The 13,630-nt window shown below is 68.4% G+C and carries 14 protein-coding genes; all 14 read right to left on the reverse strand.

Features of this window, described 5'->3' with window-relative positions; translation table 11 throughout:
• Positions 1 to 2: 2 nt before the first annotated feature.
• Positions 3 to 2,378 (reverse strand): hypothetical protein, encoded by a 2,376-nt coding sequence (locus Q9Q79_RS19795; protein WP_150359357.1) that lies wholly within the window; start codon positions 2,376 to 2,378, stop codon positions 3 to 5.
• On the reverse strand, positions 2,350 to 2,979 hold the full coding sequence (locus tag Q9Q79_RS19800; protein ID WP_012481598.1) for an outer membrane lipoprotein carrier protein LolA: 630 nt from the start codon (positions 2,977 to 2,979) through the stop codon (positions 2,350 to 2,352). The genes Q9Q79_RS19795 and Q9Q79_RS19800 overlap by 29 nt, the downstream gene beginning before the upstream one ends.
• Positions 2,976 to 3,407 (reverse strand): acyl-CoA thioesterase, encoded by a 432-nt coding sequence (locus Q9Q79_RS19805; protein ID WP_005411603.1) that lies wholly within the window; start codon positions 3,405 to 3,407, stop codon positions 2,976 to 2,978. Before Q9Q79_RS19805 ends, Q9Q79_RS19800 begins: the two co-directional genes overlap by 4 nt.
• On the reverse strand, positions 3,394 to 4,944 hold the full coding sequence (locus Q9Q79_RS19810; RefSeq protein WP_005411604.1) for an aromatic amino acid ammonia-lyase: 1,551 nt from the start codon (positions 4,942 to 4,944) through the stop codon (positions 3,394 to 3,396). The genes Q9Q79_RS19805 and Q9Q79_RS19810 overlap by 14 nt, the downstream gene beginning before the upstream one ends.
• The gene (locus Q9Q79_RS19815; RefSeq protein ID WP_024957723.1) at positions 4,934 to 5,875 is read right to left on the reverse strand and encodes an acyltransferase; all 942 of its coding nucleotides are present in this window, start codon (positions 5,873 to 5,875) and stop codon (positions 4,934 to 4,936) included. The genes Q9Q79_RS19810 and Q9Q79_RS19815 overlap by 11 nt, the downstream gene beginning before the upstream one ends.
• 1 nt (position 5,876) lies before the next feature.
• Positions 5,877 to 6,647 carry a glycosyltransferase family 2 protein gene (locus Q9Q79_RS19820; protein WP_109337362.1) on the reverse strand — a complete coding sequence of 257 codons (771 nt, stop codon included), beginning with the start codon at positions 6,645 to 6,647 and terminating at the stop codon, positions 5,877 to 5,879.
• Positions 6,637 to 8,322 carry an AMP-binding protein gene (locus Q9Q79_RS19825; RefSeq protein WP_005411607.1) on the reverse strand — a complete coding sequence of 562 codons (1,686 nt, stop codon included), beginning with the start codon at positions 8,320 to 8,322 and terminating at the stop codon, positions 6,637 to 6,639. Before Q9Q79_RS19825 ends, Q9Q79_RS19820 begins: the two co-directional genes overlap by 11 nt.
• Entirely contained in the window at positions 8,315 to 8,866 is a 552-nt protein-coding gene (locus Q9Q79_RS19830; RefSeq protein WP_005414874.1) for a hypothetical protein, read from the reverse strand. Before Q9Q79_RS19830 ends, Q9Q79_RS19825 begins: the two co-directional genes overlap by 8 nt.
• 22 nt (positions 8,867 to 8,888) lie before the next feature.
• Positions 8,889 to 9,146, reverse strand: a complete 258-nt coding sequence (locus tag Q9Q79_RS19835) for an acyl carrier protein (RefSeq protein WP_005411609.1) — start codon at positions 9,144 to 9,146, stop codon at positions 8,889 to 8,891.
• 17 nt (positions 9,147 to 9,163) lie between these two features.
• Positions 9,164 to 9,421, reverse strand: coding sequence for a phosphopantetheine-binding protein (locus tag Q9Q79_RS19840; protein ID WP_005411610.1), 258 nt, complete (start codon positions 9,419 to 9,421; stop codon positions 9,164 to 9,166).
• Positions 9,408 to 10,205 carry a lysophospholipid acyltransferase family protein gene (locus Q9Q79_RS19845; RefSeq protein WP_005414875.1) on the reverse strand — a complete coding sequence of 266 codons (798 nt, stop codon included), beginning with the start codon at positions 10,203 to 10,205 and terminating at the stop codon, positions 9,408 to 9,410. Before Q9Q79_RS19845 ends, Q9Q79_RS19840 begins: the two co-directional genes overlap by 14 nt.
• On the reverse strand, positions 10,198 to 10,941 hold the full coding sequence (locus Q9Q79_RS19850; RefSeq protein ID WP_012481602.1) for a beta-ketoacyl synthase chain length factor: 744 nt from the start codon (positions 10,939 to 10,941) through the stop codon (positions 10,198 to 10,200). Before Q9Q79_RS19850 ends, Q9Q79_RS19845 begins: the two co-directional genes overlap by 8 nt.
• A gap of 217 nt (positions 10,942 to 11,158) precedes the next feature.
• Positions 11,159 to 12,172 carry a cytochrome d ubiquinol oxidase subunit II gene (gene cydB, locus Q9Q79_RS19855; RefSeq protein WP_005414876.1) on the reverse strand — a complete coding sequence of 338 codons (1,014 nt, stop codon included), beginning with the start codon at positions 12,170 to 12,172 and terminating at the stop codon, positions 11,159 to 11,161.
• A gap of 1 nt (position 12,173) precedes the next feature.
• Positions 12,174 to 13,571 carry a cytochrome ubiquinol oxidase subunit I gene (locus Q9Q79_RS19860; RefSeq protein ID WP_012481603.1) on the reverse strand — a complete coding sequence of 466 codons (1,398 nt, stop codon included), beginning with the start codon at positions 13,569 to 13,571 and terminating at the stop codon, positions 12,174 to 12,176.
• Positions 13,572 to 13,630: the final 59 nt, after the last annotated feature.

Below are 13,630 nucleotides of genomic sequence, written 5' to 3' on the forward strand. Positions count from 1 at the left end.
ACTCAGGCCGGCGGCAGGTCATGCGGTGGCGGCCGGAACAGTGGCGAGATCAGCCAGACCAGGCCGATGCCGAACAGCAGGGTCAGGCCGAACGCGCGCAGCGCCGGGGTCTGCGACAGGCCCAGCAGGCCGAACGACAGCCAGGTGCTGGCCGCACCCACGCAGACCGCCAGCCATGCGCTGGCATCGCCACGGTGTTCGATCAGGAAGATGCCGTAGTCGATGCCCATGCCCAGCAGCAGCATCAGCGCCAGCACGTTGAACAGCTGCAGCGGCTGGCCGAACAGGCCCAGCAGGCCCAGGGTCAGTGCGCCGGCAATCAGGGTGGGGGCAAATACGCGCCAGGCCTGGCGGCGGTAGCGCAGCCACAGCGCACCGAACACCAGTGCGATGCCGACCAGCAGCAGCCCGCCCATCAGCTTGCGGTAGTGGCCCAGCAGCTTGGAGAAATCGGAGGTGCGGTCTACCCAGCGCACGCCGGGCAGGCCTTCGGCGGCACCCTCCAGCGTGGCCAGGGCATCGGCGCGCGACAGGTCATCGACCATCACCACGCTGATCATCTGCCCACCGACTTCACCCACCCACAGGTGGCGGAACGGCTGCGAGGCCGGCGAGGCCAGGAAGGCTTCGGCGGTGAGCGGCGCGGCGGCGAACTGCGGCCGCTGCAGCGGCTCGCCCACCGCCTCGGACACGGCCGACAGCACGCCGGGTTCTACCTTCGCGGTCAGCGCAGCATCGGCCTGCTGGCGCGCCGGCGACGGCAGCCAATCGCTGATCGCGCGATAGCCACCAATGCGCTTGTCGGTGGCCAATACACGCAGGCGCTCGGTCAGTGCTTCCTCGCGCTGCAGCAGCTGCGCCGCATCGGCGCCCTGCACCAGGTAGAACTGTGCCGGGCTGGGCATGCCCAGCAACTGGCTCAGGCGGATCTGCTGCGCCATCAATGCCGGCGGCGAGGACTGCAGGCTGCGCAGGTCGTCGTTGCTCTGCAGGCGCGCGATGCCGATGGCAGACAGCGCCAGCGTGATCACCACGAACATCGTCACCGCGCGGCGGCCATGCAGGCGCGGGAAGCGCTCCAGCGTATTGCCCAGCCACTGCGAGAAGCGGGTCTGGCGGATCTCGCCACCATCCAGCCACGGGAACCAGAAGATCACCGTGAGGAACGCAGCTGCCAGGCCCACCACCGAGAACAGCGCCATCTGGCGCAGGCCGGGGAACGGGGCCAGGCCCAATGCCAGGTAGGCCAGCGCGCTGGTCAGCAGGGCCAGCCACAGGCCGGGCAGCAGATGCCGCAGCAGTTTCCAGCGACGATCGGCCGGTTCGGCCTGGCGCGAGGCGAACCAGTGAATGCCGTAATCCTCGGCCACGCCCACCAGCGACGCACCAAACACCAGGGTCAGCACGTGCACCTTGCCGAACACCAGCACGGTCACCGCCAGCGCCACGCCACAGCCGATCAGCAGCGAGGCGGCCACCAGCAGGATCGGGCGCAGCGAGCGGAATGCCAGCCACACCAGCAGCAGCACCGCCGCCAACGACCCCCAACCGATGGTGTTGATCTCCTGGTTGGCCTGCACCGCGGCGGCCTCGGCATGCAGCGGCACGCCGGCATGCAGGATTTCAAGCTCAGGCGCCGCCGCCGTGGCGGCCTGCCCGGCACGTTCCAGCAGGCCATCGAGGTGGCGCTCGCCATCCAGCTGGAACGCCGAGCCGGGCGTATCGAACTGCAGCACGGCCCAATGCCTGCCCTCGGCTTCAAGCAGGCCGTCATCGCCCAACCGCAGGCCCGAACCCTGCGCCTGCTGCTGCCACCACTGCGGCCACAGCGACAACGGGTCCTGGCGCCATTCAGTCAATCGCGGCGCACCCATCGGCCCATACAGCGCAGCCAGCGCCTGCTCGGCCAACACGCCCGGTTCGCTGCCCTGCAACTGCTCGCGCTGGGCCGGTGTCAGCAGGCGGTCGCGGTACGGCGCGTAGAACGCGCGCGCCTCGTCAAACCAGCCTTCGATCGAACCGCTGGGTACCAGCAAGGCGTGGTCGGCATCCTTGGCCATGGCCGCCGCAAAGGCCGCCTGCGCGCGCTTGGCAGCCGCGCTGTCCTTGCTGCCGAGCAGCACCACGACCTGCCGCGAACTGCCATCGGCAATGCGCCGGGTGACGTCGCTCAACAGGCGGTCGTGCGCATCCTGCGGCAGCAGGGCGAGGATGTCGGTGTCGATCCGCGATTGCTGGCTCCACAGCTGCCACTGCTGTGCGCCCAGCGCCAGCAGCACCAGCAGCCAGGCAATGCCCAGCCAGTGCCACCAGCGCCGCAACCGGTCCGGTGCGTTCGATGCCACGGCCTCACTCAAAGCGGCGGGCCTCGTCGGCATTGAGCGTGGCCGGCGCCTCGCTCAACGCGCTGAACTGGATCTGCGTGCGGTCCTTGTTGGCCTCGACGATCTCGACCTGGCGCACGTAGCGGTCGCCCTGCAGGGTCAGCGATTCGAAGGCCTTGGCCAGCATCGCCGACTTCGGCGTCAGGCGCAGCCGCCAGCCCTGCCCTTCACGGCTGGCCGCCACGTTGAACTGGCTGGACAGTGCCTGCACGTCGCCACTCATCAACGCGAACATGATCGCATTCACCGAACGCATCGCCGGCTGCTGCCGCGCGTCCAGTTCGACGCGGGTGCTGCCATCACGCTGCCGGCTGAGGATGCGGTCGGCGGTGACCACTACTTCCGAGGGGAACGGCTTGAGCGTGGTCCAGATCACGCCGTGCTGGCGCGCGACCACGAACCGGCCCTGCGAGCGCAGCGGGTTCCTGAAGCCACTCACCTGCTTTTCCTGAGTGAACTGGCCACGCAGCACATCCGGCCGCGCCACCGCCTGGGTAATCGCATCGATGGCTGGGTCGGCCGCCTGCACGCGCGGTGCGGCGACGAGCATCAGCGCGCACAGCAGCACGCTCGGAAGACGGGCAAGCATAGTCATGGCGCAGGCACTCCCAGGCGTTCCCACAGTACCGGCGGGCACTGGTACAGCATTTCCTTGCTGGCCGCGTCCACCGCGACCTGGATGGTCATCGCGCGGGTCAGCACCTGGCCGCTTTCCGCATCGAGGATTTCGTACTCGATCTTCAGCCGGTTCTCCCATTCCACGATGCGCGCGACCACGCGCAGCGCCTGGTTGAACAGCAGCGGGCGCACGTACTTCACCCGCGCATCGACCACCGGCCACAGGTAGCCCGATTCGAGCATCTGCGGGTAGTCGTAGTCGTAGCGACCGAGCAGCGCGCAGCGCGCGATCTCGAAGTACTTGAAGTAGTTGCCATGCCAGACCACGTTCATCGGATCGCAGTCATGGAAGGCGGGGGTCAACGCAATCTCGCCAACCCGTTCAATGGCCTCATTCACCGGCATACAGCTCCCAACGTTGCGCGCGGATCTCCACCAGCAGTTCCCGCAGTTCGCGATCCAGCGCGCGGTCTTCCTCGACCAGGGCGATGCGTTGCCCCAGGTCGGCGTACATGTCGGCCAGACTGCCATGCAGCTGCGCATTCAGGCCAACCCGTTCACGCAGGGCCAGGCCCTGGCGCGCGGCGATCAGCATTGCCGCCACCACCTGTTCGGTCAGCTCGATCACGCGCAGGCAGTCGCGCGCGGCGATGGTGCCCATGCTGACCTTGTCCTGGTTGTGGCATTCGGTGGAACGCGAGAACACGCTGGCCGGCATGGTCTGCTTCAGCGCTTCGGCAGTCCAGGCCGACACGCTGATCTGCAGTGCCTTCAGGCCATGGTTGATGGCCGCGCGCGGACCGGTGGCCGCCGACAGGTTGGCCGGCAGGCCATGGTTGTAACGGGCGTCCACCACCAGCGCCAGCTGCCGGTCGAGCAGATCGGCAACGTTGGCCACGGTGTTCTTCAGGGTGTCCATCGCCAGCGCGATGTGGCCCCCGTAGAAGTGGCCGCCATGCAGGATGCGCTCGCCGTCGGCGTCGATCAGCGGGTTGTCATTGGCGCTGTTCAGTTCGGTCTCGATCAGCTGGCGCAGGAACGGCAGGCTGTCCTCCAGCACGCCGATCACATGCGGTGCGCAGCGCAGCGAGTAGCGATCCTGCAGGCGCTGTTCGTTGCGCGGCGGGCGCTCGCTGTGCAGGTCGCTGCGCAGGCGCGCGGCGATGCGGCCCTGGCCCGGGTGCGGCTTGGCTGCGAACAGGGTTTCGTCGAAGTGGTGCGCGTTGCCGTCGCTGGCCAGCACGTTGAACGCGGTCAGGCGCGTAGCCATGCGTGCCAGGTAGTCGGCGCGCTGCCAGGCCAGGCAGGCCAGGCCGGTCATCACCGCGGTGCCGTTCATGATCGCCAGGCCTTCCTTCGGCCGCAGCTTCAGCGGGGTCATGCCGATCTTCGCCAGCACGTCCGCCGCCGGCTGCACGCGGCCGTCGTGCAGCACCTCGCGCTCGCCGCACAGCACCGCCGCCACGTAGGACAGCGGCGTCAGGTCACCGCTGGCACCGACCGAGCCTTCGGCCGGAATCATCGGCAGCACGTCGTGCTGCAGCAGCGTGGCCAGGCCTTCCAGCAGCGGCAGGCTTACACCGGACATGCCGCGCACCAGAGAGGCCAGGCGCGCCGCCAGCACCGCACGGGTCTCGACCGGGTCCAGGTAACGGCCCAGGCCGCAGCCATGGTAGGTGTACAGGTGGTGCGGCAGTTCAGCCACCAGCGCCGGTGGGATGTTCACCGTGCACGAATCGCCATAGCCGGTGGTCACACCGTAGATCACGCCGTCCTCGCGCAGCAGGCGGTCGAGGAAGTCGGCACCGCGCTGGATGTGCGCGCGGAACGCCGGCGCGTCGCTCAGTGCGGCCTCGCACTGGCGCTGGGCCAGGGCAACCACGTCTTCGATGGTCAACGGTGCATCGCCAAAGCGGCATGCGGGTACGGCGTCAGTCGTCATGCGGAGCCTGATCCCAGAAGGGGAAGAAATTGAACCAGTCCAACGGGGACTGGATGACCTGGAGTTCCAGCCAACGCGCGAAGCGCTGTGCCTGTTCGGCCAGTGCCGCATCGCGTGAGCCGCGCGGCAGCACGATGCGTTCGGCGAACTGTTCGAATGCCACGCGGTAGCCCTCGCCCTGGTGCAGGCAGGCCATGGTGTAGACCGGGCAGCCCAGTGCGGCGGCGAGCACATAGGCGCCGATCGGGAACGGGGCGCGGTGGCCAAGGAAATCGGCGGTGACGCTGCGTCCGCCCTGCACCGGCGTGCGGTCGCCGACGATGGCGACGAAGCCCCCCGCCGCGACGCGCTCGGCCAGCATCACTGCCGTGGCCGGGCCCATTTCGGTTACCTGCACCAGTTCCACCGCCGCCAGCGGGTCCAGCCGTTGCAGCAGGCGGTTGAAGCGCTGCGCATGCGCGGTGTGCACCAGCACGGTGATGCGGAACCCCGGCACCTGTTCGGCCAGCACCTGGCACAGTTCCAGGCAGCCGATGTGCGCGGTCAGGATCAGCCCGCCTTCGCGGCGCGCGATCTTGTCCAGCACCAGGTCGCGATGCAGGTGGATGCGTTCGGCCGGATAGCGCCCGCCCAGGCCGAGGATCTTGTCCAGCATCGTGTCGGCGAAGGCGAAGAAGTGGCGCAGGCTGTCGCGCCGGGTCGGCGCACGGCCCAGCACACCGCTGTGTGCCTGCAGGCGCTGGAGGTACTGCATGGAGGCCTGGCGGCCGACGCGGTTGCCCAGCCAGTGGCAGGCCACCACCGGCCACACGCACAGTCGGAACGGCCAGCGCCCGAACCAGCGGTGCACCCAGCACAGGAACAACACGCCGGCCACCGACGTCGATTCGCCGATGTCGGCCCAGTGCGGAGCGCCCTGCGCGGCCGCCATCTCAGCGCTGCCCCCGCAGGCGGCGCCACAGCAGGCGCGGCGCGCGCCAGAGCATGCCGAAGAACAGGCGGGTATGCATGCGGCTGATGCGCACGTTGTCACGCCACACATCGAAGTGCGACACGCCATCGGCGGGATAGGTCACCCGCGTGGCCAGGTGCTCGACCGGCAGCTGTCGCCAGTACAGGCGCACCATCACCTCGGTATCGAAATCCATGCGGCGGCCGATGGTCTCTTCACCGATCAGGCGCAGCACCGGCGGCAGCGGATACACGCGGAAGCCGCACATGGTGTCGCGCAGGTGCAGCGACAGCGTGTTGATCCAGACCCAGATATGGGTCGCGTAGCGTCCGTACAGGCGCGCCTTGGGAACACTGGCGTCGTAGGCCGGGATGCCGCAGATCACCGCACCCGGGTGCGCACGCGCCGCCTCGATGAAACGCGGCAGGTCGGCGGTATCGTGCTGGCCGTCGGCATCGATCTGCAGCACGTGGCTGTAGCCACGCGCAGCGGCCTCGGCAAAGCCGGCCAGCATCGCCCCACCCTTGCCCTGGTTGATGTCCAGGCGCAGCACGTCGACGCCCTGGCGCTGTGCCAGCGAACGCAGCACCGTCGCGCACGCTTCATGCGAGCCATCGTCGACCAGCAGGCACGGCAGGCCAGCGGCCTGCACGCCGTCGACCACCGCCGCGATGGCGTGCTCGTGGTCGTAGACGGGAATCACCACCAGTGGCGCGAACGCGGCACCGGCAACGGCCGGATCAGTCCGCATCGGCGAAAACCACCTTGCCGCTGGCATGCACACCGTGGCTGGAGGTGTAGCGGAAGGCCAGCACATTGCGCGTGGCATCCCAGTCCAGCTGCAGGGTCAGCTCATCGCCCGGGCGGGCCACGTGCTGGAACTTCACCGCATCCATGCGCAGGAATCCGGCCGGCATGCTGAACGCCTGGCGGCCAAAACGCACGGCCCAGTCCAGCTGCGCCACGCCGGGCAGGATCGCCGCCTGCGGGAAGTGGCCCTGGAACGGCCGCAGCGCCGGGTCGAGGGTCATGCGCAACGTAGCGCTGGCAGCATCGCGCTGAACCCAGACCGGCACCGGCATGAGCGGCTGGAACAGCGCCGCCAGTGCCGCCTGGGTGACCTTGCCCTGTGCATTGATCGGCAGCGCCTTCACCAGGCGCCAGCGGCGCGGCCGGGTGACCGCGTCATGCGCCTGTGCCAGGCGCGCGCCAAGGCGCTGGCCCAGCGCGCGGCGCGCGGCGTCACCGCCCTCCAGCAGCGCCAGGCTGGCCGGTACCACCACCGCTGCCAGCTGCTCACGCTGTCCTGGCAGGACCAGTACTCTCACATCGTCCACTTCGGTGTCTTCGCGCAGCGCGCGTTCCAGCGCATCCAGCGAAACGCGGCGCTCCTCGATCTTGACGATGCGGTCGGCACGGCCCAGCAGGCGGAAGCGGCCATCGGCCAACGCTTCCACGCGGTCCTGGGTGCGCCACCAGTCGAGGGTTTCCAGATGCGCTGAGGCGACGGCCAGGCAGCCATCCTCGATGCGCCATTGCACGCCTGGCAACGGCTGCCACGGCGGCAGGTCGGTATCCCAGCGGCGCCAGGCGATACCACCGGTTTCGCTGCTGCCGTAAACCTCGGTCGGTGCCACGCCCAGCCATTGCCGTACCTGGCGTGCGGCTTCTTCGGGCAGCGGGCCACCGGAGGAGAACACCGCGCGCAGGCGGCCGTGCAGGCTGGCCCAGTCGAGCTGCTCGGGCAGGCGCTTGAGGTGGGCTGGCGTCGCCACCAGCACCGTGTCGGTACCGGCCAGCGCGCCCACCAGGTCTTCGTGGAAGAACCGGCGCGGATGGATCAGGCGGCCGGCGGCCAGCGGCCACAGCACCCGGAACAGCAGGCCGTAGATGTGCTGGTGGGACACCGTGCCATGCACCTGCACGCCTTCCAGCTGCGCGCCGAACGCAGCCTGCAGCGCATCCACCTCGCGCGCCAGCTGGTCCATGCGCTTGTTGATCGCACTGGGCTGGCCCGTGCTGCCGGAGGTGAACACGCACAGCTCGCAGGCGCGCTCGTCCAGCACCTGCAGTTCGCCGTCCACGCCAACGGTGGGGGCAACCAGCGCTCGGTAGTCGGCGGAAACATCGCCGGCAAAACCGCTCACCTGTGGCTGCAGCGCCTGCAGCGTGGCCGGCAGGTTGTCGGCAGCCAGGAACACCCGCTTGCCGGCATGCCAGGCGCCGAACAGCGCAGCAGCGAAGGCCACCGCATCATCGAAGTACAGGGCCCAGTCACGGCCATCGGCAGCAGCAAAGGCCGCACGCCAGGCCAGCACCCGCTGGCGGAAGCGGGCATGGTCGATCACCTCGCCATCGCACACGCCGATGCTGCGCTGCGGCTGCGGGTCCACCAGCAGCCGGTCCAGGGCAATCCACTCAGCCATGCGCGTGCGCTGCCTTGACCCGACGCCGCACCAGCCACTCACCTGCAAACAACACGCCCATCATCACGTACGCCAACAATCCGTTGTAGAGCATCCAGACCCGGTCCGACGCGTAAAGCGCGGTCAGCAGGGCCAGGCTGCCGTTGAGAACGAAGAAGCCACACCACACCTGGGTGACGCGGCGGGTATAGGCCACCGCGAACGCCGGCAGGTCCGGCTCCTGCAACCGCGCCAGGCGTTCCACCAGCGGCGGGCCGAAGCGCAGGCTGGTGCCGAACACCGCCAGCATCACCATGTTGACCAGCGCCGGATACAGCTTCAGCGGCAGGGCCTGGTTCAGCACGGTGGCCAACACGGCCAGCAGGCCGGTTCCCGCGGCGGCGGCCCACCACAGCGGCTGGCGCGTACTCAGCGCACGCAGCAGGGCCAGGGTGAACAGCAGCAGCGACAGCCAGCGTGGCTCGAAACGGCCCATCGCCAGGTACACCAGCACCGGGTAGGCCAGCGAGATCGCAGCCACCACGACCGTGCGTGCGCGTGCCATGGCGGAGCCGCCGGCGCTGCGGTCAGGCGGCTGCCTGGTCCGGCAGCAACCCATGCACGACATCGACGATGTCCTGCACGGTGCGCACGGCCTTGAACGCTTCCGGCTGCAGATTGCGGCCCAGCAGCGGCTTGAGCTGCACGATCAGGTCGACCGCATCGATGCTGTCGATATCCAGGTCGTCGTACAGGCGTGCCTCGGGGGTGATCCGGGCGGTTTCGATCTCGAAGCTGTCGGTCAGGATGCTGACGATGCGTTCGAACAGTTCATTCTTGGTCATGGCAATTCCTGGCGCCGTTACGACTGGCGGGCGGCGACGAACTCGCCGAGCGCGCGCACGCTGGAGAAATGGCGACGGGTTTCTTCCGAATCGGCCGAGAGGCTGACACCGTACTTCTTCTGCAGCGCCAGGCCCAGCTCCAGCGCGTCGATCGAATCCAGGCCGAGGCCCTCGACGAACAGCGGCGCGGTCGGATCGATGTCCTCCGGCGTGATGTCCTCCAGCGAAAGGGAGGAAATGATCAATTCCTTGATCTCGTGCTCAAGTGCTTGCACGGGGCGGCTCTCCAGACAGGTCGAAATAACGAGAAAGGTGCTCGGTAACGCGGCGTGCCGCCAAGGCATCCCCCCTTGGCGAGTCGTCTTCGGCCAAGAAAGGCGCGATCGGGATATCTTCGCCGATCTGCAGCCGAACGTGAAAGCGACGTGAGGGGACACGATACCACTTCTGTCCCTTGGTCAGGGTTGGCGGGCTGCAGGTGATCCGCACCGGGGTGACGTCGATGCGGCCCCGTACGGCGATGTTGGCGGCCCCGCGCTGCAGGCGCGGCGGCTGCCCGGGCACGCTGCGGGTGCCCTCCGGGAAGATGACCAGGGTGCCGCCGGCATGCACCGCGGCCACGCAGTCATCGACCAGGCCGGCGCCATCGTCATTGGAGATGTAGCCGGCGGCCCGTACCGGACCGCGCATGAACGGGTTGCAGGCCACGGCCCGCTTGACCACGCAGTCGGCGTTGGGAAGCAGCGAGATCAGGCAGACCACGTCGATCAGGGTCGGGTGGTTGGCCAGCACCAGCAGGCCGTCACGCTGCAGGCGTTCACCGCCCTCGATCTCGTAGGTCATCACCCCCAGCCCGCGCATCAGCCGCAGATGGCTGGCGAACGCGACCTGGACCACGCGCCGGGCGCGCCGGCGACGGGCCACCGGGTCCCGCATCAGCAGCAGTACCGGCATCACCAGGACGCCGAGCAGCAGCCCGCCCAGGCCAAACGCAACAAAGCTCAGGCCGGTGCCAAACACCCGCCAGGCGTGGTCGAGGCGGCGCGGCAGCTCACTCACGGCGGCCCCAGCGCCAGCGCTGGCCATGGGCCACGTGCTCCAGCGCTGGCGCGCCGGACAACAGGAAGCGATGCAGGTCCAGCGCGTGCGGCAGCAGGCCGGGCACAGTGCTGGCCTGGCCGTCGGCCGGCTGCCACTGCAGCGCCAGCGTCGGCCGGTCCTCTGCTGGCGCGGTCAAACGCCAGCACCAGGCGAAGAACGGGTCGGGTTCGTCGGCGAACGTCGCGTAAACCTCCGGGAGCGGCGACTCGTAGACCACCACCCGCACCTCGCGGGCGCCATCGGCCAGCAGGCCGACGGCCTCCAGGCACGCGGCTTCGACCGTTGCCTGGCCAGCCGCCAATGCCAGGTAGTTGCCGCGATGGCCGCGGGCGATTGAATACAGCGCGGCGATCGCGTTGTGCACCGACAGGCCAAATCCGGTGGGCGACAACGGCTGGTCGCCGACCAGCGCCCCCAGCAGGTCCATCGAACGTGCGACGTCGCCATGGCGGCTGGCGAACACCAGCGGCACGTCGCTGTCGGCCCCCTGCCCGTCCTCGCACCAGCACGCGGTCTGGATCGCCATGCGGCCCAACCGCTCGATGCGACGGCGTTGCATTGCCGGAACCTCTGCCAGTGCCGGCGTATCCCCGCCGTGCGGCAGGTACGGCGCTTCGGCCCAGCCCAGCCACTGGCTACGCTCGCTCAGGCCGGGCGCCCACGCGGCCCAGTCGACGATGGAGAATTCAATCATTTAGCGTTGGTGCTTCAACGGGAGAACGATAGGCACGAGCCATTACGGCGACGCGCGGCGGCCCCCCATTCCTGCAGCCGTGCGTCCGTCCAGGACGTCGCCGGCTGCCCCCCTGGCTGCCGGAAAGGAGCGCACGCTAGCACGTCCCGCCCGGGGTGTGCAGGTTTCACATTCCCCAACACGGGGCCCGGCACCGGCGGGCCCCGCCATCAACCCATCAGTGGTAACCGGTGTCGGCGTGCACCTTGCCGCGGAACACCCGGTACGACCACGCCGTATAGCCCAGGATGACCGGCAGCAGAATGACCAGCCCGACCAGGGTGAAGCCCAGCGAGGAGGCCGGCGCGGCTGCCTGCCACAGGGTCATCGACGGCGGCAGCAGGTACGGCCACATGCCCAGCACCAGGCCAAGGAAACCAAGCACGAACAGCGCCAGGCTGAGCAGGAACGGCGGCAGGTCGCGGCGCGGATGGGTCGCACTGCGCCACAGCGCGGCGGCCACCGCCAGGGTCAACAGCGGCACCGGCGACAGCCACCAGAAGTTGCCGTCGCTGAACCAGCGGGCCATCAGCCGCGAATCGAGGAACGGCAGCCAGCTGCTGACCAGGCCCATCGCTGCGATCACCGCCACCACCAGCGGCCGGGTCATCTGCCGTGCCAGCGCCTGCACGCGGCCTTCGGTCTTCAGGATCAGCCAGGTGCTGCCCAGCAGCGCATAGCCGGCCACCAGCGCGGCACCGGTCAGCATCGCGAACGGGCTGAACCAGGCGAACGGTCCGCCCTGATAGACGCCGTCCACCAGCGGGATGCCCTGCACCAGGGTGCCCAGGATCACGCCCTGGGCAAAGGTCGCCAGCAGCGAACCGAGGCCGAACGCCACGCTCCACAGCCGGCGCGATCGATGCGCCTTGAAGCGGAACTCGAAGGCCACCCCGCGGAACACCAGCGCCACCACCAGCAACAACACCGGCAGGTACAGCGCCGACAACAACACCGCATAGGCCTTCGGGAACGCCGCCAGCAGCCCGGCGCCGCCCAGTACCAGCCAGGTCTCGTTGCCGTCCCAGATCGGCGCGGCGGTGTTCATCATCAGGTCCAGCTGTTCCTCGTCCTCGGCGAACGGGGCGAGGATGCCGATGCCGAGCACGAAACCGTCCAGCACCACATACATCAGCACGCCGAAGCCGATCACCGCGAACCACGCCACCGGCAGCCAGGTCATCAGGTCCATGTCAGCGCTCCTCCAGCGGTTCGTCGGCCGCCGACAGCGGGCGTGCCGGGGTGTGGCTGCCGTGGTCCAGCGACGGCCCATCATCGTGCGGACGCGGTCCGTGGCGCAGGATCTTCACCAGGTACCAGATGCCCCAGCCGAACACGAAGGCGTAGCCAACGACGTAGACCGCCAGCGACAGCGCGGTCATCCACGCGCTCTGCGGGCCGACCGCATCAGCGGTGCGCAGCACGCCATACACCACCCACGGCTGGCGGCCCATCTCGGTGACGAACCACCCGGACAGCAGCGCGATGAAGCCGCTGGGCAGCATCCAGTTCCAGCCGCGCAGCAGCCACGGCGAATCCAGCAGCTTCCTGCGCCACAACTGGAAAGCCGACACCCAGGCCAGCAGCAGCATCAGCGTGCCCAGCCCGACCATGATCCGGAAGGCGAAGAACACCGGCGTCACCGGCGGCCGCTCGCTGGACGGTACCGAAGTGAGCGGGTCGAAGGTGCCGTCCAGGCTGTGGGTGAGGATCACGCTGCCCAGCTTCGGGATGGCAACTTCGAAATCATTGCGCTCTTCCTTCTCGTTCGGCAGCGCGAACACCACCAGTGGTACGCCCTCGCCCTCCTTGGTTTCATGCCAGTGCGCTTCCATCGCCGCAATCTTCATCGGCTGGTGCTTGAGCGTGTTCAGGCCATGCATGTCGCCGACGAAAATCTGCACCGGCACGGTCAGTGCCGCGAACGCCACCGCTGCCACCAGCATGCGCCGGCCCGCTTCCACGTGCGTGCCCTTGCGCAGGTACCACGCGCCGACGCCACCGATCACGAAACAGGTGGTGATGAACGAACCCAGCGCCATGTGCGCCAGCCGGTACGGGAACGAAGGATTGAACACCACCTGCCACCAGTCCACCGGATGCACCACGCCGTTGACCATCTCGTAGCCGGCCGGCGTATGCAGCCAGCTGTTGGACGACAGGATCCAGAACGTGGAGAACAGCGTGCCCAGCGCCACCATGCAGGTGGACAGGAAATGCAGGCGCGGCGAGACGCGGCCCCAGCCGAACATCATCACGCCGAGGAAGCTGGCTTCCAGGAAGAACGCGGTCAGCACTTCGTAGGTCAGCAGCGGGCCGATGACCGTGCCGGCCACCTCGCTCAGCCGTGGCCAGTTGGTTCCGAACTGGAAGGCCATGACGATGCCGCTGACCACGCCCATGCCGAACGACACCGCGAAGATCTTCTGCCAGAAGAAATACAGCTCGCGCCACACGGGCAACTTCGTGCGCAGCCAGCGCCATTCGATGAAGGCCAGCCAGCTGGCCGTGCCAATGGTGAAGGCGGGGAACAGCACATGGAAACTGATGACGAATCCGAACTGGATCCGGGACAACAACAACGCGTCCAAGGGACGCCTCCTGCCTGTGACCGGTGGGATACCGGACCACTTTAGGAGGATTTCGTTAA

Source organism: Stenotrophomonas sp. a6 (assembly GCF_030913325.1).
Lineage (GTDB): Bacteria > Pseudomonadota > Gammaproteobacteria > Xanthomonadales > Xanthomonadaceae > Stenotrophomonas > Stenotrophomonas maltophilia.

Excerpts from the sequence above, each read along its gene's own strand:
- Q9Q79_RS19795 (WP_150359357.1), bottom strand. The coding sequence starts at position 2,378 with ATGCCGACGAGGCCCGCCGCTTTGAGTGAGGCCGTGGCATCGAACGCA.
- Q9Q79_RS19800 (WP_012481598.1), bottom strand. The coding sequence starts at position 2,979 with ATGACTATGCTTGCCCGTCTTCCGAGCGTGCTGCTGTGCGCGCTGATG.
- Q9Q79_RS19805 (WP_005411603.1), bottom strand. The coding sequence starts at position 3,407 with ATGCCGGTGAATGAGGCCATTGAACGGGTTGGCGAGATTGCGTTGACC.
- Q9Q79_RS19810 (WP_005411604.1), bottom strand. The coding sequence starts at position 4,944 with ATGACGACTGACGCCGTACCCGCATGCCGCTTTGGCGATGCACCGTTG.
- Q9Q79_RS19815 (WP_024957723.1), bottom strand. The coding sequence starts at position 5,875 with ATGGCGGCCGCGCAGGGCGCTCCGCACTGGGCCGACATCGGCGAATCG.
- Q9Q79_RS19820 (WP_109337362.1), bottom strand. The coding sequence starts at position 6,647 with ATGCGGACTGATCCGGCCGTTGCCGGTGCCGCGTTCGCGCCACTGGTG.
- Q9Q79_RS19825 (WP_005411607.1), bottom strand. The coding sequence starts at position 8,322 with ATGGCTGAGTGGATTGCCCTGGACCGGCTGCTGGTGGACCCGCAGCCG.
- Q9Q79_RS19830 (WP_005414874.1), bottom strand. The coding sequence starts at position 8,866 with ATGGCACGCGCACGCACGGTCGTGGTGGCTGCGATCTCGCTGGCCTAC.
- Q9Q79_RS19835 (WP_005411609.1), bottom strand. The coding sequence starts at position 9,146 with ATGACCAAGAATGAACTGTTCGAACGCATCGTCAGCATCCTGACCGAC.
- Q9Q79_RS19850 (WP_012481602.1), bottom strand. The coding sequence starts at position 10,941 with ATGATTGAATTCTCCATCGTCGACTGGGCCGCGTGGGCGCCCGGCCTG.
- cydB (WP_005414876.1), bottom strand. The coding sequence starts at position 12,172 with ATGGACCTGATGACCTGGCTGCCGGTGGCGTGGTTCGCGGTGATCGGC.